Origin of the sequence: Serratia bockelmannii, assembly GCF_051803255.1 — a bacterium.
Lineage (GTDB): Bacteria > Pseudomonadota > Gammaproteobacteria > Enterobacterales > Enterobacteriaceae > Serratia > Serratia bockelmannii.
On sequence record NZ_CP196512.1, the window covers coordinates 1178241 to 1202144 of the forward strand.

Here is a 23904-nt window from a genome sequence, read left to right on the forward strand (position 1 = left end):
GCTCAGGGTGCAGCAGTAACGAAAGACTGTTGTTGCGCTTCGCTCGCCAGGCGTTGCTGCAGCTGGGCCGCCTGCTGACGGCTGCTGAACGGGCCGAGCTGGACGCGATAAACGTTGCCGTTGGCCGCCACTTTGCCCGGGACGCCAAACTGTTGGCTCAGGCTTTGCTGCCAGCTCTGGGCACGCTCGGCGCTGCTCAGCGCACCGACCTGTACCACGTAACCGCCGGAGGAGGAAGCGGCAGCCATGCCGGCAGCTGCGGCGCCGGCCGCGACCGGTGCAGCCACGGCGGCGGCTTCAGGCTCCGAACCTTCCAGCACGCCGGCCGGCAATGCGCTTGGCGCGCCGAGGAAACCGCTGCGGCCGCTACCGGCGTTGCCGCCGGTTGCTGGGGCGTTGTCGTCGTCGGTGCGCAGGGTGCTGTTATCGATCGGGCGTACCGCCGCGCCACTGGCGACCGGCACGTCCTGTTGGATGGGGGTGCCCATGCCGCTGGCGCCGAGATCCGGGCGCGACGGCAGGGCATAGCTCTGCTTCGCCACGATGGTACCGATGGTGCCTGGGCCGCTCAGCGTGCCGTCCGGCGCCACGTTGATGAAATCGACTTTGACCTTGGTGTTGTTCGACAGGTTGAGGCGATCGGCGGCGGCTTTCGACAGATCGATAATACGGCCCTTGGTGTAAGGCCCGCGATCGTTGACGCGCACCACCAACTGACGGCCATTGGCCAGGTTAGTGACGCGCACATAGCTTGGGATCGGTAAGGTCGGGTGCGCCGCAGTCAGACCGTTGGGGTCGAACTGCTCGCCCAGCGCCGTGGTGTTGCCGTTGGCTTCTTCGCCATACCAGGCCGCCAGGCCGGTCTGCGAGAAGTTCTGCGGATCTTTTACGATGCGGTAAGTATCGCCATTAACCTTATAATCCTGCATGTTATTAGGGTTATAGGGTTCATATTGAGGCTCGACGCCACCGATCTCCACCACCGGGCCGTTGTACGGCTGCGGAGGGGCTTGCTGTTCCGTGGTCGGGGCGGTACAGGCGGAGAGCAACACCGCCGCGACGCCGATCCAAAGCCATTCCTTACGCATTACTCACCTCTTATAAACTTTTAGACAGCATTTTCCGATGCGTGTGGATCGACATGATGATGCCGAAACCGGCCATCAATACTATCAGCGCCGAACCCCCGTAACTGACCAGAGGCAAAGGTACGCCAACTACCGGCAAAATGCCACTGACCATACCGATGTTAACAAAGACATAAACGAACAAAATCAGCATCAAGCCGCCGACCATGACGCGGCCGAAGGTGGTTTGCGCCTTGGCGGCGATCATCAGCCCGCGAATGATCACCAGCAGGTAGAGCGCCAGCAGCACCAATACCCCGATCAGCCCCAGCTCTTCGGCCAACACGGCGAAGATAAAGTCGGTATGGCGCTCCGGCAGAAACTCCAGCTGCGACTGGGTGCCGTGCAGCCAGCCCTTGCCGGACAGGCCGCCGGAGCCGATGGCTATCTTGGATTGAATGATGTGATAGCCGGCGCCGAGTGGGTCGCTCTCCGGATCGAGCAGCATCATGACGCGGTCGCGCTGATAGCCGTGCATCAGGAAGAACCACAGCACCGGGATAAAGGCCGCCAGTGCGACGGCGGCGACGGCGATCAATTTCCAGCTCATGCCCGACAGGAACAGCACGAACAGGCCGGAGGCGGCGATCAGGATCGAGGTGCCCAGATCTGGCTGCGCGGCCACCAGCAGCGTTGGCAGGAAGATCAGCACCAGCGCGATGGCGGTGTTTTTCAGCGAAGGCGGGCAGACATCGCGGTTCATAAAGCGCGCCACCATCAGCGGCACGGCGATCTTGGCGATTTCCGACGGCTGGAAGCGCACCACGCCGAGATCCAGCCAGCGCTGCGCGCCTTTACTTATCTGGCCGAAGGCGTCCACGAGGATCAGCAAAATCACGCAGAAAATATACAGATAGGGCGCCCAGCTTTCGTACACGCGTGGCGGGATTTGCGCCATGACGGCCATCACGATCAGCCCCATGACGATCTGCCCGATCTTGCGCTCCATCATGCCGATGTCCTGGCCGCTGGCGCTCCACATCACGAAGGCGCTGTAGACCAACAGGGCCAGGATCAGCAGCAGGAACGTCGGGTCGATGTGGATTTTGGTCCAGATCGAGCCTTTTTGTTGGCTTTCAGTCATGTTCTACCTTAGTCACCTTCTACGCCAGGCGGCAGCGGGGCCTCGCTTGGCAATTGCGTATTGTTGTCGCCCAGCAGAATGTGGTCGAGGATCTGGCGGGTGATGGTTCCCACCGCCGGACCGGAGCCGCCGTTTTCCAGAATGATGGCGACCGACACCGTCGGATTGTTGAACGGTGCGAAGGCGGTCATCAGTTTGTGATCGCGCAGGTGCTCCGCCAGTTTGTGGGCGTTGTAGGTTTCATAGCCGAATACCTGTGCGGTACCCGATTTCGCCGCGGCTTTATAAGGTGCGTCCGCAAAGTATTTGCGCGCCGTCCCGTTCGGACGGTTGGCCACACCATACATGCCGTCTTTGGCGATTTCCCAGAAGCCGGAGTGAATATCGCCGATCTGCGTGCTCTCTTCCTGTTTGAACGGCACCAGCGCGCCGTTGACGCGGGTACTCTGCAGCAGGTGCGGCGTTTTGACGGTGCCGTCGTTGATCAGGGTGTTCAGTGCTTTGGCCATCTGGATCGGCGTGGCGGTCCAGTAACCCTGGCCGATACCCACCGGAATGGTGTCGCCCTGATACCACGGCTTTTTATAGCGTTTCAGCTTCCACTCGCGCGTCGGCATTAGGCCGGATCGTTCTTCGGACAGATCGATGCCGGTGTACTGGCCGTAACCGAATTTGGTCAGCCAGGTCGACAGCCGATCGATCCCCATGTCATAGGCGACCTGATAGAAATAGGTATCTGCGGACTCTTCCAGCGCCTTGGTGACGTTCAGGCGGCCGTGGCCCCATTTTTTCCAGTCGCGGAAGCGTTTTTCCGAGCCGGGCAGTTGCCACCAACCGGGATCGAACACCACGGTGTTTTTGGTGATCACTCCGGCGCTCAGCGCCGACACCGCGATGTAAGGCTTCACCGTTGATGCAGGCGGATAGACCCCCTGCGTGGCGCGGTTGATCAGCGGGCGATTCGGATCGTTCAACAGCCCCTGGTAGTCCTTGCTGGAAATGCCGTCGACGAACAGGTTTGGATCGTAACTCGGGTTGGACACCATCGCCAGGATGGCGCCGGTGCGTGGATCGCTCACCACCACCGCGGCGCGGCTGCCGACCAGCAGCTGCTCGATATAGCGCTGCAAATCAAGATCGAGCGTCAGGTAAACGTCCTGACCGGCGGAAGGCGGCTGTTCGTGCAATTGGCGGATCACCCGGCCACGGTTGTTGACCTCGACCTCTTCATAGCCGGTTTTGCCGTGCAGCGTGTCTTCGTAATAGCGTTCGATGCCCAGCTTGCCGATATCGTGGGTGGCGGCGTAGTTGGCCAGCTTGCCGTCTTTATCCAGGCGTTCGACGTCGCGGTCGTTGATCTTCGACACATAGCCGGTGACGTGGGTGAGGGCGGAACCGTAGGGGTAGTAGCGGCGCTGGTAGCCTTTTACTTCCACGCCGGGGAAGCGGAACTGATTGACCGCAAAGCGGGCGACCTGCACCTCGGTTAGCGCGGTTTTCACCGGAATGGAGACGAAACGACGCGAACGCTTGCGCTCTTTTTCGAAATTGGTGATGTCGTCGTCGGTCAGATCGACCACCGTGCGCAGCGCCTGCAGCGTGGCTTTGAGATCGTCAACCTTCTCCGGCATCAGCTCCAGCTGATAAATGGTGCGGTTGAGTGCCAGCGGGGTGCCGTTGCGATCGTAGATAATGCCGCGGCTGGGCGCGATGGGCACCAGCTTGATGCGGTTTTCGTTGGAGCGGGTGCGGTAATCCTCGACGCGGACCACTTGCAGATTATACAGGTTGGCGATCAGGATGCCGGACAGCACCAGGATGACCAGGAACGCCACCAGGGCGCGGCGTACAAACAGGGCGGATTCAGCCGTATAGTCGCGAAAAGGGTTACGTTCTATTTTCATCCCGCTGCTTTATTTCACTCTGTCACGGTCACCACCGGCTATTCCCGGTGGTAAGGATGATTTGTTGTAATACTCCAGGCGCGGTAGAGGCTTTCGGCCACCAGGACGCGCACCAAAGGATGCGGCAGCGTCAACGGAGAAAGCGACCAGCTCTGCTCGGCAGCGGCTTTGCAGGCGGGCGCCAGCCCTTCCGGGCCGCCGATCAGCAGGCTGACGTTGCGGCCATCCTGCTTCCAGCGCTCAAGCTGCTGCGCCAGCTGCGGCGTTTCCCACGGCGTGCCTGGGATATCCAGCGTAACGATGCGGTTGCCTTTGCCCACCGCCGCCAGCATCTGTTCGCCTTCCTTGTCCAGAATGCGCTTGATGTCGGCGTTTTTGCCGCGTTTGCCCGCCGGGATCTCGGTCAGCTCAAACGGCATATCTTTGGGAAAGCGGTGCAGGTAATCCATAAAGCCGGTTTGCACCCAGTCTGGCATTTTGGTGCCGACCGCCACCAATTGCAGTTTCACCGCTTAGCTCCAGAGTTTTTCCAGCTCGTACAGGCGACGGCTCTCTTCCTGCATCACGTGCACGATCACTTCGCCCAGATCGACTACGATCCAGTCGGAGGCTTCCTGGCCTTTCATGCCAAACAGCTCCATGCCTACGGCACGGGATTCCTGTACCACGTGGTTGGCGATCGACATCACGTGGCGAGTCGATGTGCCGGTGCAGATGATCATGCAATCGGTGATGCTGGATTTGCCCTGTACGTCCAGAGCGATAATGTCTTGGCCTTTCAGGTCATCGATTTTATCGATGACGAAATCTTGGAGCGCTTTACCTTGCAAAGGTTCCCCCTCGGGTGTGTTCTGTTCAGTCGACTGCAGCGGGCAATATGCGCACGCTGCGGCGTAACCGGATAATGATTTCGGCAGGCTGCCGCTGAAAGCCAGCTAACTGGTGACTGCCCGGCCAGCTAAGGTTTCCGGGGTTTTCAGCGGATACCTGAAAAATAGCGGCGCAGTATATCACGCACCTTTCGCTAGCGATATAAACCCTGCAACTCGATATAGCGCTGCACCGGGCGTGGCAGCAGGTCGTCGCAGTTGAGGCCCTGATGGCGGCGCTGGCGGATCTCGGTGGCGGAAATTTCCAATTCCGGCGTATCGGCCAAATAGATGTGGCCGTGCGGGCGACGACTGAGCTGCGCCGGATCGACGGTGCGATGGCGTTCCAGCCACTGCTGCAGTTCCGGCGTGTCCATGCGATCGTTATAGCCCGGGCGCGCCAACACCAGCAGGTGGCAGACGTCCAACAGCGCCTGCCAGCGGTGCCATTTATGCAATGTCAGCAGCGAGTCCTGGCCAATAATAAACGCCAGCGGCTGGGCGGCGCCACGCTCTTTACGAATCGTTTCCAACGTCTCGATGGTGTAGGAGGGGGTAGTGCGGTGCAGTTCGCGATCGTCGACCGCAAACAGCGGGTTGCCGGCGATCGCCAGCTCGACCATCTTCAAGCGTTGCTGCGCATTGGCCTCCGGCTGCGGGCGGTGCGGCGGCACGTGGTTAGGCAGCAGCGTGACGCGATTCAGGCCCACTTCGGCGGCCAACGCCTCCACCGGCCGCAGGTGGCCATAGTGGATCGGATCGAAGGTGCCGCCGAACAGCGCGTGCAAAACGGTGGGGTGTTCCGGATTAGTGGGCATCGCTAAAACTCGTGGCCAGGGGTTTGCCGCACAGCAGCATCGACAGGGTTTCCAGTTCCGGCCAGACCGACTGGCCATAGTCCTGCTTAAGAGTCAGCTCGATTTGCGTCAGCAGCTGTACCGCTTGCTGCAGCTGGGCGCCGGACAGGCGTTGCAGCGCCTGGGTCACCAGCGGGCGGCGGTTCTGCCAAACCTTGTGCTGATCGAACAGCGTGCGCAGCGGCGCGGACGCCATGCGGCGCTGCAGCGTCAGCAACAGCAGCAGTTCGCGCTGTAAGGTGCGCAGCAGGATCACCGGCTCCACGTCCTCTTGCTGCAGCTGCTGCAAGATATGCCAGGCGCGCTTGCTTTTGCCGGCCAGCAGGGCATCCAGCCAGTGGAACGGCGTGAAGTGGGCGGCGTCGTTCACCGCCTGTTCGACGCGCGGCAGCGTGAGTTTGCCGTCCGGGTGCAGCAGCGACAGCCGCTCCAGCGCCTGCGACAGCGCCAGCAGGTTGCCTTCGTAGCAGTAGCACAACAGCTGATTGGCCGCGTCGTCCAATTCCAGCTTCATCGCCTTGGCGCGCGTGGCGACCCAGCGCGGCAGCTGTGCCTGTTCCGGCGTCTGGCAACTGACGAGGGCGCCGTGTGGGCTGAGCGCCTTGAACCAGGCGCTGTTTTCCTGCGCTTTGGTGAGGCGCGGGCCGCGCAGGATCAGCAGAATATCCTCGTGCAGCAGCGTGGCAAGCTTGGTCAGCTGTTCGCCGATCGGCGCCGTCGGGCCGTTTTCCGGGAAGATCAGCAGCAGCGTCTGGCGGCTGGCGAACAGGCTCATCGCCTGGCAGATGCCGAAGATGGCGTCCCAGTCGGTATGGGCGTCGAGGGAAATGCTGTAGTGCTCGCTGAACTGCTGCTGTTGCGCAGCCTGCCGGAGCAGATCCTGGCTTTCCTGCAGCAGTAGCGGTTCATTGCCGCTCAATAAATAACAAGCGCGCAGCCCCTCTCGGAGCTGCGCGGCAAGTTGTTCCGGATAAATGCGGATCATTGTGCGGTTTGGCTTGCCGCTCGTTCGCCGACGGCAGCGGCTTTCTGCCGGTTTTCTTCTTCCGCCGCGTGCACGGTCAGCAGTTTGCGCACCAGCTGTTGCGCCGCCTGCTCACGCATTTCCTGGCGAATGATCTCCTGCTCGGAGTCTTTGGCCAGCGCGGTCAGCGGGTTGTCGAAGAACGAACGGAACACTTTTACCGACAGCGGGTACAGGTCGTGGCCCGGGAGCAGCACCTGGGCCTGCACGGTCAGCACCAGCTGGTACTCGGCGGTTTTACCGTCCTGGAAGATCGAGGCGGTATCCTGGCTTTCCGTCGCGCCGACGATGCGCAGAGAAGGCACGTCTTTACGCTTCGGATCGCTGACGATGGTCACGGCGTTCAAACGCAGCTGCTCACGCACCGCGCGCGTCAATGGTCCGTAAGGATCCGAACTGTCCAGGATCAGCGTTTTCATTTCATTAGGCACCTGCGTGGTGCCACGCAGGTGAAAACCGCAGCCGGCGGTGACCAGCACCGCCAACCCCAGCAACAGCGTCAGAATACGTTGTCGCACAACTCCTCCTTGTGTTAACCCACAACCAGGTTAAGCAGTTTGCCCGGAACGTAGATCACTTTGCGAATCGTGACGCCGTCCAGATATTTAGCCACCAGATGCTCTTCGGCAGCGCGCGCGCGCACTTGCTCTTCGGTCGCATCGGCAGATACGGTGATTTTAGCGCGAACCTTGCCGTTCACCTGCACCACCACCAGCTTGGAGTCCTCGACCATCGCCTGTTCGTCGGCAACCGGCCATGGCGCGGTGTCCACGTCGCCTTCGCCGCCCAGCGCCTGCCACAGGGTGAAGCACACGTGCGGGGTGAACGGATACAGCATGCGAACCACGGCCAGCAGCGCTTCCTGCAGCAGCGCGCGATCCTGCTCGCTCTCCTGCGGCGCGCGGGCCAGCTTGTTCATCAGCTCCATCACGGCGGCGATCGCGGTGTTGAAGGTCTGACGGCGGCCGATATCGTCGGTCACCTTGGCGATGGTTTTGTGCAGATCGCGGCGCAGCGCTTTCTGATCTTCGTTCAGCGACGCCACATCCAGCGGCTGTACCGCGCCTTTTGCCACGTGATCGTAGGCCAGTTTCCACACGCGTTTCAGGAAGCGGTTAGCCCCTTCCACGCCGGATTCCTGCCACTCCAGCGTCATTTCTGCCGGTGAAGCGAACATCATGAACAGACGCACGGTGTCCGCGCCGTATTTTTCCACCATTTCCTGCGGGTCGATGCCGTTGTTCTTCGACTTCGACATTTTGCTCATGCCAGCATAGACCAGTTCACGGCCTTGCGGATCGGTGGCCTTGATGATGCGGCCCTTGTCGTCGCGCTCGACCGTGGCGTCAACCGGAGATACCCAGACGCGCTCGCCGCTGTTGCCGGTGTAGTAGAAGGCGTCGGCCAGCACCATGCCCTGACACAGCAGGCGCTTGGCCGGCTCGTCGGAATCCACCAGGCCCGCATCGCGCATCAGCTTGTGGAAGAAGCGGAAGTACATCAGGTGCATGATGGCGTGTTCGATACCGCCGATATATTGATCGACCGGCAGCCAGTAGTTGGCGGCGGCCGGATCCAGCATGCCCTGGTCGTACTGCGGGCAGGTATAGCGCGCGTAGTACCAGGAAGACTCCATAAAGGTGTCGAAGGTGTCGGTTTCACGCAGCGCCGGCTGGCCGTCAACGGTGGTCTTCGCCCACTCAGGGTCGGCCTTGATCGGGCTGGTGATGCCGTCCATGACCACGTCTTCCGGCAAGATCACCGGCAGCTGATCTTCCGGCGTCGGCATCACGGTGCCGTCTTCCAGCGTCACCATCGGGATTGGCGCGCCCCAGTAACGCTGACGGGAGACGCCCCAGTCGCGCAGACGGTAGTTGACCTTGCGCTGGCCCACGCCCTTGGCGACCAGTTTGTCGGCGATGGCGTTAAAGCCGGCTTCGTTGTCCAGACCGTCAAACTCGCCGGAGTTGAACAGCGCGCCTTTGTCGGTCATCGCTTCGGCGCTCACGTCAGGTTGGCTGCCGTCGAGGTTCAGGATCACCGGTTTGATCGGCAAATCGTATTTGGTGGCGAATTCCCAGTCGCGCTGGTCGTGCGCCGGTACCGCCATCACGGCGCCGGTGCCGTATTCCATCAGCACGAAGTTGGCGACCCACACCGGCAGCTTCTCGCCGCTCAGCGGGTGGACAACGAACAGGCCGGTTGGCATGCCTTTCTTCTCCATCGTCGCCATTTCGGCTTCGGCCACTTTGGTGTTGCGGCATTCGTCGATGAAGTCGGTCAGCGCCGGATTGTTGCGCGCGCCCTGTTGCGCCAGCGGGTGGCCCGCGGCGACCGCCACGTAGGTGGCGCCCATGAAGGTGTCGGGACGGGTGGTGTAAACCGTCAGCTTCTCTTCGCTGTCCGCCACGTCGAAGGTGATTTCCACGCCTTCGGAGCGGCCAATCCAGTTGCGCTGCATGGTTTTCACCTGCTCCGGCCAGCTTTCCAGCGTGTCCAGATCGTTCAGCAGCTGATCGGCGTAAGCGGTGATTTTGATGAACCACTGCGGGATCTCTTTACGCTCGACCTTGGTGTCGCAGCGCCAGCAGCAGCCGTCGATAACCTGTTCGTTGGCCAGCACGGTCAGATCGTGCGGACACCAGTTCACCGCCGAGGTCTTCTTGTAGACCAGGCCTTTTTCATACAGCTTGGTGAAGAACCACTGTTCCCAGCGGTAGTATTCCGGCTGGCAGGTAGCGATTTCGCGATCCCAGTCGTAGCCGAAGCCCAGCAGTTTCAGCTGGTTCTTCATGTATTCGATGTTGTCGTAGGTCCACGGGGCCGGTGCGGTGTTGTTTTTCACCGCCGCACCTTCCGCCGGCAGGCCGAACGCATCCCAGCCGATCGGCTGCAGTACGTTTTTACCCAGCATGCGCTGATAGCGCGAGATCACGTCGCCGATAGTGTAGTTACGAACGTGGCCCATGTGCAGTCGGCCGGACGGGTAAGGCAGCATGGATAGGCAGTAGTACTTTTCCTTGCTGTCGTCTTCGGTAACTTTGAAAGTCTGCTTCTCTTGCCAGTGAAGCTGTACGTTCGATTCTATGTCTTCTGGACGGTATTGCTCTTGCATGGCGGCCGGTGGTCCTGTAGGTGTAAACCGTTGCCCCGGTCAGAGGCAACGCAATGAACATTTAGTATTCGTAGATCCGCATAGCATAGCTGATAAGACCTCTCGGCAACAACTCCAAGCGCCTGACTCGGCGCATTTAAAAAAAACGCCGCCATGACGCGGCTCACAACCTGCGGATCCCGCGTCTTGCCAAGTGACATCAGTCATTTACGGCTAAAATAAGAACAAGTAGCTTAGGGGTATCCCTACAGCCAAGCCCGGCGCAGCGTTTATCGAGGAGAGTCTATGAACAAGGTTGCTCAGTATTACCGCGAATTGGTGGCATCACTGACCGAACGCCTGAAAAACGGTGAACGCGATATCGACGAACTGGTGGCCAGCGCGGAGCGGCGGTTGAACGAGGCCGAAGATCTGACCCGCGACGAGGTGCGGCAGGTGACGCAGGCGGTGCGGCGCGATCTGGAAGAGTTCGCCCGCAGCTATCAGGAAAGCCGGGACGAGTTTACCGACAGCGTGTTTATGCGGGTGATCAAAGAGAGCCTGTGGCAGGAACTGGCGGATATCACCGACAAAACCCAGCTGGAGTGGCGTGAAGTGTTCAAGGATGTCAGCCATCACGGCGTTTATCACAGCGGTGAAGTGGTGGGGTTGGGCAATCTGGTGTGCGAGCAGTGTCACTACCATCTGGCGTTTTACACGCCGGAGGTGCTGCCGCTTTGCCCGAAATGCGGTCACGACCAGTTCCAGCGTCGGCCGTTTGAGCCTTGATGACGTTCCCCGCCAGGGCGGGGAACACTAAGGCCGGCGTTTAACGGAACAGTTTCTTCAGCAGGTTGCTCAGGAAACCGCCGCTGACGGCTGCTGGGGCGGCTTGCGCCTGCGCCGGTGCGCTGGCCGGTACGGCGACGCCGGCCGGGATTTTCTGCGCGACCGCGACGCGGCTGTCCTGGGCGGCTTTCTCCGCCGCTTCCGGGCCGTAGGCGAAGCCTTCCGCCAGTACGAATTCAACGTCGGTGATGCCGATAAAGCCCAGGAACAGCTTCACGTACGGCGTGATCAGATCCGTCGGCGTGTCGGCGTGGATGCCGCCGCGGCTGGAGATGACGATCGCTTTCTTGCCCGTCACCAGCCCTTCGGCACCGGCGGAGGTGTAGCGGAACGTCTGACCGGCGCGGGCGATCAGATCGAAGTAGATTTTCAGCTGCGTCGGGATGTTGAAGTTGTACATCGGGGCGCTGATGATCAGCGTGTCGTGCGACTTCAGCTCGGCAATCAGCTCATCGGAAAGCGCCAGGGTGCTCTGCTGATGCGGCGTCAGCGGGTTGTCGCCGGCGGTAAAGCCAGCCATCACTTCGCCATCCAGCTCCGGCAGCGTTGGGTTAGCCAAGTCGCGCACGGTGAACGTGTCTTCTGGGTGAGCTTCATGCCATTGTTCAACAAAAAAATCGACTAATTTTCCAGACTGGGAATATTCACCCAGAATACTTGATTTCAGGACCAGTACGCGGCTCATTGGCTTATCTCCAGGCGAAGTTTAATCGGTGACGATGTCAGTCGGTGTAAACGCATGGTAGAGGCAAGCCATCAACAGTGATAGCGCAAAAATTCGCTGAGTTAAATCAAAAAAGTTGAATGAGGGGCGCGAGCGCGCCCCGATGGGATCAATAACGCGCCAGGCGCTCGGCCAGCAGATCGATAAAACCCTCGCGGTTGATGCTGGTCAGCACTTCCACGTTGGCCGCGTTGCCGGTTTGCTGGAAATAGTCCACCACCGTCATGCCGACGGTGTATTCCCCTTTGGTCTCCACACCGACCCAGCGTTCTACGCCGGTGAACAGCTGCGGCGCCAGCAGCCAGGCGATGGTGCAGGGATCGTGCATCGCAGCGCCGGGCAGGCCGCGCGGATGGCTGAGGTACAGCGGCAGGTAAAAATCGAGCATCTCCGCGACCGCCTGCGCGACCGGATTGTCTATCTGGCGAATGCGCTCGATATCCTGCGGCAACACCAGCGCTTGATGGGTGACGTTCAGCCCGGCCATGGTCAGCGGCACCCCGGATTTCAGCACCATTTCGGCGGCTTCGGGATCGACGAAGATGTTGAACTCCGCGACAGGCGTAGTATTGCCGGCGTTCATACCGCCGCCCATGAATACGATGCGTTCGATATGGCTTTTCAGCTCGGCATGCTGGGCCAGCAGCAGGGCGATATTGGTCATCGGGCCGGTCACCACCAGGGTTATCGGCTGCGGGCTGGCGCGCAGCAAGTCGGCGATCAGCTCGACGGCGCCGCGGGGATCGGGTTTGATTGTCGGCGTCGGCAGGTGGGTGTTGCCCATGCCGGTTTTGCCGTGGACATAGTCGGCGATCACCAGTTCGCGCATCAGCGGGCCGCTGGCGCCGGCGGCGACCGGTATGTCCTCGCGCTGCATCAGGGTCAACAGGCCCAGCGCGTTATGCAGGGTTTTCTCCGGCGTCTGGTTGCCGGCGGAGGTGGTGATGGCTTTGATGTCCAGTTCTGACGAACGCAGCGCCATAGCCAGCGCGATGGCGTCGTCGAGGCCGGGATCGCAATCGATGATAATAGGGCGGGGCATGTTCTTTCTCCTCTGTTTGTTATCCAGCGAGCATCGGATCAAAACCGGGGAGAAACAAGCGCTTTTAGTGCCGGGGGAAAAGATGCGCCCCTGGCGGGGCGCATAGGCAGAGCGTTTAGTGCAGGATCTTGGCCAGAAAATCCTTGGCGCGATCGGACTCGGGGTTGTTGAAGAAATCGTCTTTGTTGCGGTCTTCGACGATTTTGCCTTCGTCCATAAAGATCACTCGATTCGCCACCTTGCGGGCGAAGCCCATTTCGTGGGTTACCACCATCATGGTCATGCCTTCGTTCGCCAGTTCGACCATCACGTCCAGCACTTCGTTGATCATTTCCGGATCGAGCGCAGAGGTCGGCTCATCGAACAGCATGGCGATAGGATCCATGCACAGCGCACGGGCGATGGCGACGCGCTGCTGCTGGCCGCCGGACAGCTGACCGGGGAACTTGTTGGCATGGGCGGAGAGGCCGACGCGCTCCAGCAGCTTCAGACCCTTCTCGCGTGAGGCGGATTTGTCGCGCTTGAGCACTTTCACCTGCGCCAGCGTCAGGTTGTCGATGATAGACAGGTGCGGGAACAGCTCAAAGTGTTGGAACACCATGCCTACCTTGGCACGCAGCTGCGCCAGGTTGGTTTTCTTGTCGTTGACCGGCGTGCCGTTCACCAGGATATTGCCCTGCTGGATCGGCTCGAGGCCGTTGACGGTTTTGATCAGGGTGGACTTGCCGGAACCTGAAGGACCGCAGACGACGACCACTTCGCCTTTTTCACTTCGGTGGTGCAATCGGTCAACACCTGAAAGTGACCGTACCACTTAGAAACATTTTTCAGGGATATCATCAAACAGTCCTTTTCTTCAAATAGCTTACCAGCGCCGAGGCGGCGAGGCTGATAACAAAATAGACAAAGCCGGCGAACAGGATCATTTCAACCTGGGTGCCGTCGCGTTCGCCGATGGTCGACGCGGTGCGGAAGAAGTCGGCCAGGCTCAGTACGTAAACCAGCGAGGTATCCTGGAACAGGACGATGCCCTGGGTCAGCAGCAGCGGCACCATGGCGCGGAACGCCTGCGGCAGGATCACCAACCGCATGGATTGCCAATGGGTCATGCCCAGCGCCAGCGCGGCGGAGGATTGGCCGCGCGAGATGCTGATGATGCCGGCGCGGATGATTTCCGAGTAATAGGCCGCTTCAAACAGGGAAAAGGCTACCATAGCCGAGATCAGGCGAATATCGGTTTTCGGCGATAAGCCTAGAACCTGTTGTAATAAGCTTGGAACCACCAGGTAGAACCACAGCAGCACCATCACCAGCGGCACCGAGCGGAACAGGTTGACGTACAGGGTGGCGAACCAGCTGATCGGTTTGAACGGCGACAGGCGCATCACCGCCAGCACGGTACCCCACAGAATGCCGACCACGATGGCGGTCACGGTGATCTTCAGCGTGATTACCATACCCTGCAGCAGAAACGGGAAGCTTGGGACGATCGACGCCCAGTCAAATTCGTACATTATTTACTCCCCAGGTTGCCAGGCAACTGCACTTTCTTTTCGACCAGACGCATAAACAGCATGATAACGGCGTTGATGCCGATATAAGCCAGCGTGATGGCGGTAAAGGATTCATAGGCGTGTGCGGAGTAATCCAACAGCTTGCCGGCCTGCGCGGCCATGTCCACCAGCCCGATGGTAGAGGCGATGGCGGAGTTTTTGACCAGGTTGAGCATCTCCGAGGTCATCGGCGGCACGATCACCCGGTAGGCGTTCGGCAGCAACACGTAGCGGTAGGTTTGCGGCAGCGTCAGGCCCATCGCCAGCCCGGCCGCTTTCTGGCCGCGCGGCAGGGACTGGATGGCGGCGCGCACCTGTTCGCAAACGCGGGCGGCGGTAAACAATCCCAGGCAAAGCATGGAAGAGACGAAGAACTGCACGTTGGGATCCAGCTCGCTTTTAAACCAGGTGCCGATATTGGCCGGCAGCAGCTCGGGGATCACCAGATACCAGGTAAAGAATTGCACGATCAGCGGCACGTTGCGGAACAGTTCGACGTAACAGGTGCCGAGGGCGGAAAGAAAGCGGTTGGGTACGGTACGCAAGATACCGAACAGCGAACCGACGAAGAAAGCGATAATCCATGCACAGACGGAGAGGGCCACCGTGACCTGAAAGCCGGACCAGATCCAGCCGAGGTAAGTGGTGTTCCCAAACGGGGCCTGCTGCAGGAAGATACCCCAGTTCCAATCTATTGACATAACAAACTCCGGTAAACGGGCGCAGAGCGCCGAAGATTGATGACTTGATGAGCGCCGATCGCCGCGCGGCCAGTCTGGCTGGCTTATTGTGTGCGGATGTCGGTGATGCGCCTTGGGGAAAATGAGGGAGGGGAACGGCCCCCCTCATACCTGTCTGTCCCAGTCATCAACTGGGCCGGTTTGGCCTGGCGGCCGCCCCGGCTGTCATTCTATTTAGTTCAATGCCTTGTCGTTAGGTTCTTTGAACAGCTGCTTCATGTCGTCCGACAGTTCGAAGTTCATGTTGAGGTTTTTCGGTGGAATCGGCTGCTTGAACCATTTATCAAACCACTTGGCCGCTTCGCCGGAGGTTTGCGCCTGGGCGATAGTGTCATCGACCAGTTTCTTGAACGCAGGATCGTCTTTACGCAGCATGCAGCCGTAGGCTTCTTTCGACTGCGGTGTGCCGATGATTTCCCACTGATCCGGCTTCTTGGCCTTGGCGCGCTCGCCCGCCAGCAGGGCGTCGTCCATCATGAAGGCCACCGCGCGGCCGCTTTCCAGAGTGCGGAAGGAGTCGCCGTGGTCTTTGGCGCTGATGATGCGCATGTTCATCTTGCCGCTGTCGTTCAGCTTGTTCAGCAGCACTTCAGAGGTGGTGCCGGAGGTGACCACCACCGGTTTGCCGGCCAGGTCTTTAAAGTCTTTGATGTCGGAGCCTTTTTTCACCAGCAAGCGGGTGCCGACCACGAAAATGGTGTCGGAGAAGGCGGCCTGTTTCTGGCGCTCGAGGTTATTGGTGGTGGAGCCGCACTCGAAATCATAGGTGCCGTTTTGCAGCAGCGGGATGCGGTTCTGCGAGGTAATCGGCAGCATTTTCACCTGCAGATTCGGTGCATTCAGCTTTTTCTTAACGGCTTCAACGATTTGGTTGGAGTAGTCCTGAGAGTAGCCCACAACTTTTTGTTGGTTGTCGTAGTAGGAGAACGGCACTGACGATTCGCGGTGGCCGACAACGATCACGCCATTGTCTTTGATTTTCTTCAGCGTACCGGTCAGGTCTTCCGCGTGCGCCACGCTACCTGCCGCACCGAGCAGCAGTAACGATAACGCCAATTTACGCATTTGCATGGTCCAACTCCTTTACTGTTGTTGTGGCTCTGACTAAAGAGCGTCAGGTTAAATCGACTGTTTATTGCTCAAGTTATAAAGATAGTCTTATGAACTGAACGCTGTTAAAAAATAACCGATTGTGAACACCTTGAAACTAAAATGTTTCATTTTTTGAGACGCCGCGCGCACCAAATCAATGCAACAAAACGCCGGCGCACCCATGCGGTGCGTTCAATGCACCCAAAATGTGCGCAGGTGCGACAAAACGTCAGCAAAAGTAAACCGGCGCGCGATGTCGCCATAGATAAAAGCAAGGAGTGTGCCAGCCGCGTTGATTTAACGGCGTTTTCTGACTGAGGGAAGATTTGACGGGAAAGCGGGGCGCAGCGGGTGCGCCCCGACGAAGAGGGCTATTTGCGGCGCAGGCCCAATATCAGCGCCCAGCCGCCCAGCAACAGGGTCATCACCCACAGCGGCGTGGCGCCGAAGCGCGCATAAGGCGTGAAGCCGGTGGTCGGCGTGACTTTCACTTCGAGTACCTGACGGGTGAACTGCGGGATCTCGGCGATCACCTCGCCATTCGCGTCCACCGCGGCGGTGACGCCGTTATTGGTGCTGCGCAGCAGCGGTCGGCCGAGCTCCAGCGCCCGCATGCGTGCCATCTGGAAGTGCTGCCACGGGCCGATGGAGTGGCCGAACCAGGCATCGTTGGAGATGGTCAGCAGGAAGTTGGTGTCCGGGCGGAAGTTATCGCGCACCTGCTGGCCCAACACGATTTCGTAGCAGATGGCCGCCGTCAGGTTGTAGCCGCGTACGCTGAGCTGCGGTTGTACGTAGTCGCCGCGGCTGAAGGAGGACATCGGCAGGTCGAAGAACGGCGCCAGGGGCCGCAGCAGCGTCTCGAGCGGCACGAACTCGCCGAACGGTACCAGGTGGTGCTTGTTGTAGCGATCGTTGGCCGGGTAACTGTACGGCGTCGGTTCACCGAGCACGATGGCACTGTTGTAGATTTGCTGGCCCTGCGGCGTGGCACGCACGTCGACGATGCCGGTGATCAGGCTGCTGTTCTTCGCCCGCATCAGGTCGTCCATCATCGTCAGGAAGCCGTTCTGATTGGCTTCATAATCCGGAATGGCGGATTCCGGCCAGATGACGATCGGCGCCTTGCCCATGTAGGGACGGGTTTCGTCCAGATAGGTTTGCAGCGTGCTGACCAGCGCTTTCGGATCCCATTTCATCGATTGAGCGATGTTGCCTTGCACCATGGCGACGTTCACCGCTTTCTCCGGCTGCGGGGTAAACCACTGCAGCTGGCGCAGCGGCCACGGCAACAGCAGCAGCGCGGCGGCAATCACGGCTGCCGAGAGACGGCGCTGATTGACGGCGTACACCAGCAGGCCGGCGATGGCCATCAGCACAAAGGTGATGGCGTCGACGCCCAGCAGCGGCGCGATGCCTTTCAGCGGGCCGTTGATCTGGCTATAGCCGAACTGCAGCCACGGGAAGCCGGTCAGCACCCAGCCGCGCAGGAATTCGGTCACCTGCCACAGCACCGGCGCGGCGATGGCCAGCCGCCACCAGCGGGTGGCCGGCCACAGGCGCGTCAGCAGCCCGGCGAACAGCCCGGTATACAGCGACAGGTAAGCGGCGAGCAGCGCCACCAGGAAGATGTTGACGGCGAAGGGCATGCCGCCGAAATCGGCGATGCTGACATACACCCAGTTGATCCCGCTGCCGAACAACCCGAAGCCCCAGACAAAGCCGAGCAGGGCAGACTGTTTGGTGGTGCGATTGAGGGTAACGGCCAGCAGGCCGAACAGGGAGACGATGGCCGCGGGCCAGAAATCGTAGGGCGAGAACGCCAGCGTCCCGCCGGCACCTGACAACAGCGCCAGCAGGGCGCGAACCCACTGGCGTTCAAGTAATGAGGCTTTAGCCATGTTGGATTTAATCTTCCAGTTTCGGTGGTGGAGAGTCGTCCGGAATTTTTACATGAACCTGGATGATACGTCGACTGTCTGCCATGGCAACTTTAAATAGGTAACCTTCGATTTCAATGGTTTCCCCGCGCGCCGGCAGGTGGCCGAAGGCCTGCATCACCAGACCGCCGATGGTATCGACCTCGTCGTCGCTGAAATGGGTGCCGAAGGCGTCGTTGAAGTCTTCGATCGGCGCCAGCGCGCGCACGGTGTACATGTGGCGGCTGAGCTGGCGGATATCCAGATCGTCTTCGTCGTCGTATTCGTCTTCAATCTCGCCGACGATCAGCTCCAGGATATCTTCGATGGTGACCAGGCCGGACACGCCGCCGAATTCGTCAATGACAATCGCCATGTGATAGCGCTGGGAGCGAAACTCTTTCAGCATCCGGTCGACGCGCTTGCTTTCCGGCACCACCACCGCGGTGCGCAGCACTTTGTCGATGCTGAACGGCTCGGAGTCTGCGCGCATGAACGGCAGCAGATCCTTGGCCATCAGGATGCCTTCGATGTGATCTTTATCTTCGCTGATTACCGGGAAGCGCGAGTGGGCGGAGTCGATAATCACGTCCAGGCACTCTTCCAGCGTCTGGTTGCGCTTGAGCGTCACCATCTGGGAGCGGGGGATCATGATGTCGCGCACGCGCTGTTCGGCGATATCCATCACGCCTTCCAGCATGTCGCGGGTATCGGGATCGATCAGGTCGTTTTGTTCGGAATCACGGATCAGCTCGACCAGATCGCCACGGTTTTTGGGCTCGCCGTGGAACAGCTGGTTAAGGATAAGAGTAAAGAACCCCTTCTTGGGACTGGGGCTGTCATTGCTTTGTGAATGGTCGTCGCTCATGGCGTTTTAGTTACTGTCACTCATGTCAGAGTTAAGGGGCGTCAGCGACAGCCCCGCATGGGGGCTGTGGGGTAAACGGCTGACGTCAGACGGGGTCTTTTTCCGCCAGGTACGGATCAGGATAACCCAGTCCGTGCATGATTTCGGTTTCCAAAGACTCCATTTCTTCGGCTTCATCGTCTTCGATGTGGTCATACCCTAGCAGATGGAGGCTGCCGTGGACAACCATATGCGCCCAGTGGGCCTCCAGCGTTTTGCCTTGCTCAATCGCTTCCTGCTCAACCACCTGGCGGCAGATGATCAGATCGCCGAGCAGCGGCAGCTCGATGCCCGGCGGGGCTTCGAACGGGAAAGAGAGCACGTTGGTCGGCTTGTCTTTGCCGCGGTAGGTCAGGTTCAGCTCGTGGCTTTCCGCTTCGTCCACCAGACGCACGGTGACCTCGGCCTCTTCCTGAAATTGCGGCAGCACGCCTTCCAGCCAGCGCTGGAAGGTGGCCTCATCCGGCAGGCCGTCGCTGCTTTCACAGGCAATCTGCAGATCCAAAATCACCTGACTCATGGTGTCTCCTGCTCGGAGGCGGCGAGCGCCTCGCGCTTACGTTGCTCGGCAATCGCGTCTTTGCGTTTCTGTTCGGCGGCTTCCCAGGCCTCATAGGCGATGACCACGCGGGCCACCACCGGGTGGCGCACCACGTCTTCGCTGTGGAAGAAGTTGAAGCTCAGCTCCTCCACGTCCGACAGCACTTCCACCGCATGGCGCAGGCCGGATTTCTGGTTGCGCGGCAGGTCGATCTGGGTGACGTCGCCGGTGATGACCGCCTTCGAGTTGAAGCCGATGCGTGTCAGGAACATCTTCATCTGCTCGATGGTGGTGTTCTGGCTCTCATCCAGGATGATAAAGGCGTCGTTCAGCGTGCGGCCGCGCATATAGGCCAGCGGCGCGACTTCGATCACATTGCGTTCGATGAGCTTCTCCACGCGCTCGAAGCCCAGCATTTCGAACAGGGCGTCGTACAACGGGCGCAGATAAGGATCGACCTTCTGGCTCAGATCGCCGGGCAGGAAGCCCAGCTTTTCGCCGGCTTCGACCGCAGGGCGGGTCAGCAGTATGCGGCGAATTTCCTGGCGTTCCAGCGCATCCACCGCAGCGGCGACCGCCAGGTAGGTTTTGCCGGTGCCCGCCGGGCCGATGCCGAAGGTGATGTCGTGATCGAGAATATTGGCGATGTACTGCGCCTGGTTAGGCGTGCGCGGTTTCACCATACCGCGCTTGGTTTTGATGGTGACCGCCTTGCCGTAATCCGGCACGCTGTCCGCCACCTGTTCCAGCACCCGACTCTCTTTGATCGCCAGATGGATTTGCTCCGGATCGATATCCGGGATCACGCCGCGAATCGGCGCGGTATCCACGTACAGATGGCGCAGGATATCGGCGGCGGCAACCACGCACAGGTTTTTGCCGACCAGCTTGAAACGGTTGTCGCGGCGATTGATTTCGATGCCCAATCGGCGCTCGAGTTGCTTGATGTTGTCATCAAACGGGCCGCACAGGCTGAGCAAACGCTTGTTGTCTGCGGGCTCTAACAAAATTTCTTGTGTTGCGACGTTCAAACTATTCCTCTAGGTCACATCGGGCCTGGTTGATGTCACATAGCGCGTCCGGGACGCGCGCGTTCAGGGCGAGCCTGAATACTCTCTTTCTTGAATTATTCATGGTGCGCCGCAACGGCGCAAGTTTACCGCTGATCTATCTGTGCGCCGTCGGCGGAATTCAAGGGAAGATAAGGAAAAAACGCGGCGGGGCGCAAAGCCCGCCGCGTCATCACAGAACAAGGCCGCTGGGAATCAGTTCTTTTTCACGAACTCGGATTTCAGCTTCATCGGGCCGAAACCGTCGATTTTGCAGTCGATGTTGTGATCGCCTTCCACCAGGCGAATGTTTTTCACCTTGGTGCCGATCTTCAGCATCGAGGAGCTGCCTTTGACCTTCAGATCCTTGATCACGGTGACCGCGTCGCCGTCCGCCAGCAGGTTGCCGTTGGCGTCTTTGACGATCAGCGCGTCCTGATCTTCCGCCGGGGCGCTGTCGCTCCACTCGTGGGCGCACTCAGGGCAGATGAACAGGGCATTGTCCTGGTAGGTGTATTCGGAGTTGCACTTCGGGCAGTGTGGGAGTTGCATGTTATGTCGCCTCTTCAACAATAAAAAAATAAAAAAAGAACATCACCGGGCGCGGACGCCCGGCGGAGAAACGGTAAGGAGTAGCGCGAACGGGCGGCGATAAGGCGGCCGCCGCGGCGTCAGGGCTGGTAAATGCCGACGCCCAGCGCGTTTTCTTTGCGGGTACGGGCGATCACCGACTGCGGGGATTCATGTACGCGCAGATCCATCTGCTGTTCGGTGCGCACCACTGCGCCACGCAGGGTGTTGGTCAGCACCTCGGTAATTTCCACGTCGACAAATTGGCCGATCATGTCGGGCGTGCCTTCGAAGTTTACCACACGGTTGCACTCCGTGCGCCCGGCCAGCTCCATCACGCTTTTACGCGAGGTGCCCTCCACCAGAATGCGCTGGACGGTGCCGAGCATGCGACGGCTGAACTGCAGCGCCTGCTGGTTGATGCGATCCTGCAGAATGTACAGCCGCTGCTTTTTCTCTTCTTCGCTGACGTCGTCGACCATGTCCGCCGCCGGCGTACCGGGGCGCGACGAATAGATGAAGCTGAAGCTGACGTCGAAGTTGACGTCGGCGATCAGGTTCATGGTCTGTTCGAAGTCGGCCTGGCTTTCGCCCGGGAAACCGACGATGAAATCGGAGCTGAGCTGGATGGCCGGCCGCGCCTTGCGCAGCTTGCGGATAATCGCCTTATACTCCAGCGCGGTGTGCGCGCGTTTCATCATGGTCAGGATGCGGTCCGAACCGCTCTGCACCGGCAGATGCAGGAAGCTGACCAGCTCCGGCGTGTCTTCGTACACCGCGATAATGTCGTCGGTGAACTCGATCGGGTGGCTGGTGGTGAAGCGAATGCGATCGATGCCGTCGATGGCCGCCACCAGGCGCAGCAGTTCGGCGAACGAGCAGATATCGCCGTCATGCGTCGCGCCGCGGTAAGCGTTGACGTTTTGGCCGAGCAGGTTGACCTCGCGCACGCCCTGCGCCGCCAGCTGGGCGATTTCGAACAGCACGTCGTCGCTCGGGCGGCTCACTTCCTCGCCGCGGGTGTAAGGCACCACGCAGAAAGTGCAGTATTTGTTGCAGCCTTCCATGATCGACACGAAGGCGGTCGGGCCTTCGGCGCGCGGCTCCGGCAGGCGGTCGAATTTTTCGATCTCCGGGAAGCTGATATCGACCACCGGGCTGCGGGTGCCCTGAACGTGATTGATCATTTCCGGCAGGCGGTGCAGGGTCTGCGGGCCGAATACCACGTCGACGCAAGGCGCGCGGCTGCGGATCAGTTCGCCTTCTTGCGAGGCCACGCAACCGCCGACGCCGATGATGACAGACGGGTTCTTCTCTTTCAGCAAGCGCCAGCGCCCCAGCATGGCGAAAACTTTCTCCTGCGCTTTTTCACGGATCGAGCAGGTGTTCAGCAACAGCACGTCCGCTTCCTCGGCGTTGTCGGTCCACTCGAAGCCGTGCGTGCTGTTCAACAGGTCGGCCATTTTCGATGAATCGTACTCATTCATCTGGCAGCCCCAGGTTTTGATATGTAGTTTTTTCGTCATTGACTTGCCATTACTCAGTGCGGAGCGAAAGTTGCGTTACGCGACATGCAGGGCGCGTATTGTAATCATTTGCCGCCGTTGTGACCAGCGCGGGGGAAAATGGCACGCAACCTGAAGCCGAAGCGAAAATCCGGTACACTGCGCAAAACGCCATGTCGGGTGGGATGGCGAGCATTCACATAGAAAACATAGCCAATATGAAGACATCTCAAAATCGGTATGACGCGGTGGTGGTGGGTGGCGGCATGGTCGGCGCGGCGGCGGCCCTGGGGCTGGCGCAGGCGGGCTGGTCGGTGGCGTTGCTGGAACATCAGGCGCCGCAGGCGTTCGAGGCGCAAAGCCCGCCGGACCTGCGCATTTCCGCGATCGGCTGCACCTCGGTGGGGCTGCTGAAACAGCTCGGCACCTGGCAGGCCGTGACGGCGATGCGTACGGCGCCGTATCGCCGGCTGGAGACCTGGGAGTGGGCGTCGTCGCGCGTGGCGTTCGACGCGGTGTCCCTGGGGCTGCCCGAGCTGGGCTTTATGGTGGAAAACCGCATTCTGCAGCTGGGGCTGTGGCAACAGTTCGCGCAGTGCGCCAACCTGACGCTGCTGTGCCCCGCCAGGCTGCAATCGCTGCAGCGGGCGGACAATGCCTGGCAGCTGACGCTGGACAGCGGCGAGACGCTGCAAGCGCGGCTGGTTGTCGGTGCCGACGGGGCCAACTCGCAGGTGCGCAAGCTGGCGGCGATCGGCACCAACGGCTGGCAATATCGTCAGGCGTGCATGTTGATCACCGTCGATACCGGCGCGCCGCAGCAGGATGTGACCTGGCAGCGCTTCTTCCCGTCCGGGCCCCGCGCCTTCCTGCCGCTGTACGACAGCTGGGCGTCGCTGGTGTGGTATGACAGCCCGCAGCGCATTCGCCAACTGCAGGCGATGCCGCCGGCGCAGCTGGAGCGCGAAATCGCTACCGCTTTTCCGACGCGACTGGGCCCGGTCAAGGTGCACGCTGCCGGATCGTTCCCGCTGACGCGGCGTCATGCGCAGCGCTACGTGCTGCCGGGGCTGGCGCTGGTGGGGGATGCCGCGCATACCATCAACCCGCTGGCCGGGCAGGGCGTCAATCTGGGGTATCGCGATGTGGATGCCTTGTTGAATGTGTTGAGCGAGGCGCGGGATCAGGGAGAAGACTGGAGCGGCGAGGCGGTACTGTTGCGTTATCAGCGTCGCCGTCGCACCGACAATCTGCTGATGCAGAGCGGCATGGATCTGTTTTATACCGCCTTCAGCAATAACCTGGCGCCGCTGAACGTCGCGCGCAATCTGGCGCTGATGGCCGCGCAGCGGGCGGGCAAGCTGAAAGAGCATGCGTTGAAGTACGCGTTGGGATTGTAACCGACAGGGCTCAGCGGTGGCTGGGCCCGTTAGGATTGGCCGAACGCCAGACAG

The 23904-nt window shown here is 60.2% G+C and carries 22 protein-coding genes and 1 pseudogene; 2 read left to right on the top strand and 21 right to left on the bottom strand.

Annotated elements, in window-relative coordinates; translation table 11 throughout:
- Window positions 1–2 precede the first annotated feature (2 nt).
- The 9 genes from rlpA to leuS all read right to left on the bottom strand — a co-directional run bounded on the left by rlpA (window position 3) and on the right by leuS (window position 9980).
- The gene (rlpA, locus tag ACSJLU_RS05595; protein WP_060447629.1) at window positions 3–1088 is read right to left on the bottom strand and encodes an endolytic peptidoglycan transglycosylase RlpA; all 1086 of its coding nucleotides are present in this window, start codon (window positions 1086–1088) and stop codon (window positions 3–5) included.
- A gap of 10 nt (window positions 1089–1098) precedes the next feature.
- Window positions 1099–2211, bottom strand: coding sequence for a peptidoglycan glycosyltransferase MrdB (gene mrdB / locus ACSJLU_RS05600; protein WP_004940006.1), 1113 nt, complete (start codon window positions 2209–2211; stop codon window positions 1099–1101).
- A gap of 8 nt (window positions 2212–2219) precedes the next feature.
- Window positions 2220–4115, bottom strand: a complete 1896-nt coding sequence (mrdA, locus tag ACSJLU_RS05605) for a peptidoglycan DD-transpeptidase MrdA (protein ID WP_025301838.1) — start codon at window positions 4113–4115, stop codon at window positions 2220–2222.
- Window positions 4116–4153: 38 nt separating this feature from the next.
- Entirely contained in the window at window positions 4154–4624 is a 471-nt protein-coding gene (gene rlmH / locus ACSJLU_RS05610) for a 23S rRNA (pseudouridine(1915)-N(3))-methyltransferase RlmH (protein ID WP_004940002.1), read from the bottom strand.
- 3 nt (window positions 4625–4627) lie between these two features.
- Window positions 4628–4945, bottom strand: a complete 318-nt coding sequence (rsfS, locus tag ACSJLU_RS05615; protein ID WP_025301839.1) for a ribosome silencing factor — start codon at window positions 4943–4945, stop codon at window positions 4628–4630.
- A gap of 194 nt (window positions 4946–5139) precedes the next feature.
- Window positions 5140–5802, bottom strand: coding sequence for a nicotinate-nucleotide adenylyltransferase (gene nadD, locus ACSJLU_RS05620; protein ID WP_049206179.1), 663 nt, complete (start codon window positions 5800–5802; stop codon window positions 5140–5142).
- Window positions 5792–6826 (bottom strand): DNA polymerase III subunit delta, encoded by a 1035-nt coding sequence (gene holA / locus ACSJLU_RS05625; RefSeq protein ID WP_149570297.1) that lies wholly within the window; start codon window positions 6824–6826, stop codon window positions 5792–5794. The genes nadD and holA overlap by 11 nt, the downstream gene beginning before the upstream one ends.
- The gene (gene lptE / locus ACSJLU_RS05630) at window positions 6823–7383 is read right to left on the bottom strand and encodes an LPS assembly lipoprotein LptE (RefSeq protein WP_049242706.1); all 561 of its coding nucleotides are present in this window, start codon (window positions 7381–7383) and stop codon (window positions 6823–6825) included. The genes holA and lptE overlap by 4 nt, the downstream gene beginning before the upstream one ends.
- Before the next feature lie 14 nt (window positions 7384–7397).
- Window positions 7398–9980, bottom strand: coding sequence for a leucine--tRNA ligase (gene leuS, locus ACSJLU_RS05635; RefSeq protein WP_164099554.1), 2583 nt, complete (start codon window positions 9978–9980; stop codon window positions 7398–7400).
- Window positions 9981–10265: 285 nt separating this feature from the next.
- Here leuS and ACSJLU_RS05640 point away from each other — a divergent pair, with 285 nt between their 5' ends.
- Window positions 10266–10748 carry a zinc ribbon-containing protein gene (locus ACSJLU_RS05640; protein ID WP_025301844.1) on the top strand — a complete coding sequence of 161 codons (483 nt, stop codon included), beginning with the start codon at window positions 10266–10268 and terminating at the stop codon, window positions 10746–10748.
- Between the two features lie 40 nt (window positions 10749–10788).
- Here ACSJLU_RS05640 and ACSJLU_RS05645 read toward each other — a convergent pair whose 3' ends face one another.
- The 12 genes and pseudogenes from ACSJLU_RS05645 to miaB all read right to left on the bottom strand — a co-directional run bounded on the left by ACSJLU_RS05645 (window position 10789) and on the right by miaB (window position 22471).
- Complete coding sequence (locus tag ACSJLU_RS05645) at window positions 10789–11493, bottom strand: FMN-dependent NADH-azoreductase (RefSeq protein WP_197826203.1); 705 nt, start codon at window positions 11491–11493, stop codon at window positions 10789–10791.
- Between the two features lie 148 nt (window positions 11494–11641).
- A complete protein-coding gene (rihA, locus tag ACSJLU_RS05650; protein ID WP_043135761.1) occupies window positions 11642–12574 on the bottom strand; it encodes a pyrimidine-specific ribonucleoside hydrolase RihA in 933 nt (310 codons plus the stop codon).
- A gap of 115 nt (window positions 12575–12689) precedes the next feature.
- Window positions 12690–13414: pseudogene (locus ACSJLU_RS05655) on the bottom strand (amino acid ABC transporter ATP-binding protein).
- The gene (gltK, locus tag ACSJLU_RS05660; RefSeq protein ID WP_025301848.1) at window positions 13414–14088 is read right to left on the bottom strand and encodes a glutamate/aspartate ABC transporter permease GltK; all 675 of its coding nucleotides are present in this window, start codon (window positions 14086–14088) and stop codon (window positions 13414–13416) included. Before gltK ends, ACSJLU_RS05655 begins: the two are co-directional and overlap by 1 nt.
- The gene (locus ACSJLU_RS05665) at window positions 14088–14828 is read right to left on the bottom strand and encodes an amino acid ABC transporter permease (protein WP_019454074.1); all 741 of its coding nucleotides are present in this window, start codon (window positions 14826–14828) and stop codon (window positions 14088–14090) included. The genes gltK and ACSJLU_RS05665 overlap by 1 nt, the downstream gene beginning before the upstream one ends.
- A 213-nt stretch (window positions 14829–15041) precedes the next feature.
- Window positions 15042–15938: an amino acid ABC transporter substrate-binding protein gene (locus ACSJLU_RS05670; RefSeq protein ID WP_025301849.1), complete on the bottom strand. Its 897-nt coding sequence runs from the start codon at window positions 15936–15938 to the stop codon at window positions 15042–15044.
- Window positions 15939–16330: 392 nt separating this feature from the next.
- Entirely contained in the window at window positions 16331–17860 is a 1530-nt protein-coding gene (lnt, locus tag ACSJLU_RS05675) for an apolipoprotein N-acyltransferase (RefSeq protein ID WP_043135765.1), read from the bottom strand.
- Window positions 17861–17867: 7 nt separating this feature from the next.
- Entirely contained in the window at window positions 17868–18746 is an 879-nt protein-coding gene (gene corC, locus ACSJLU_RS05680; RefSeq protein ID WP_025301851.1) for a CNNM family magnesium/cobalt transport protein CorC, read from the bottom strand.
- Window positions 18747–18831: 85 nt separating this feature from the next.
- Window positions 18832–19305, bottom strand: coding sequence for an rRNA maturation RNase YbeY (gene ybeY / locus ACSJLU_RS05685; protein WP_016928766.1), 474 nt, complete (start codon window positions 19303–19305; stop codon window positions 18832–18834).
- Window positions 19302–20357 (bottom strand): PhoH family protein, encoded by a 1056-nt coding sequence (locus ACSJLU_RS05690; RefSeq protein WP_025301852.1) that lies wholly within the window; start codon window positions 20355–20357, stop codon window positions 19302–19304. Before ACSJLU_RS05690 ends, ybeY begins: the two co-directional genes overlap by 4 nt.
- Window positions 20358–20591: 234 nt before the next feature.
- Window positions 20592–20927 carry a zinc ribbon domain-containing protein YjdM gene (locus ACSJLU_RS05695; protein ID WP_004939967.1) on the bottom strand — a complete coding sequence of 112 codons (336 nt, stop codon included), beginning with the start codon at window positions 20925–20927 and terminating at the stop codon, window positions 20592–20594.
- 119 nt (window positions 20928–21046) lie between these two features.
- Entirely contained in the window at window positions 21047–22471 is a 1425-nt protein-coding gene (gene miaB / locus ACSJLU_RS05700; RefSeq protein WP_025301853.1) for a tRNA (N6-isopentenyl adenosine(37)-C2)-methylthiotransferase MiaB, read from the bottom strand.
- Window positions 22472–22668: 197 nt separating this feature from the next.
- On the opposite strand from miaB, the gene ubiF reads away from it, so the two are divergent.
- A complete protein-coding gene (gene ubiF, locus ACSJLU_RS05705; RefSeq protein ID WP_060432591.1) occupies window positions 22669–23850 on the top strand; it encodes a 3-demethoxyubiquinol 3-hydroxylase in 1182 nt (393 codons plus the stop codon).
- Window positions 23851–23904: the final 54 nt, after the last annotated feature.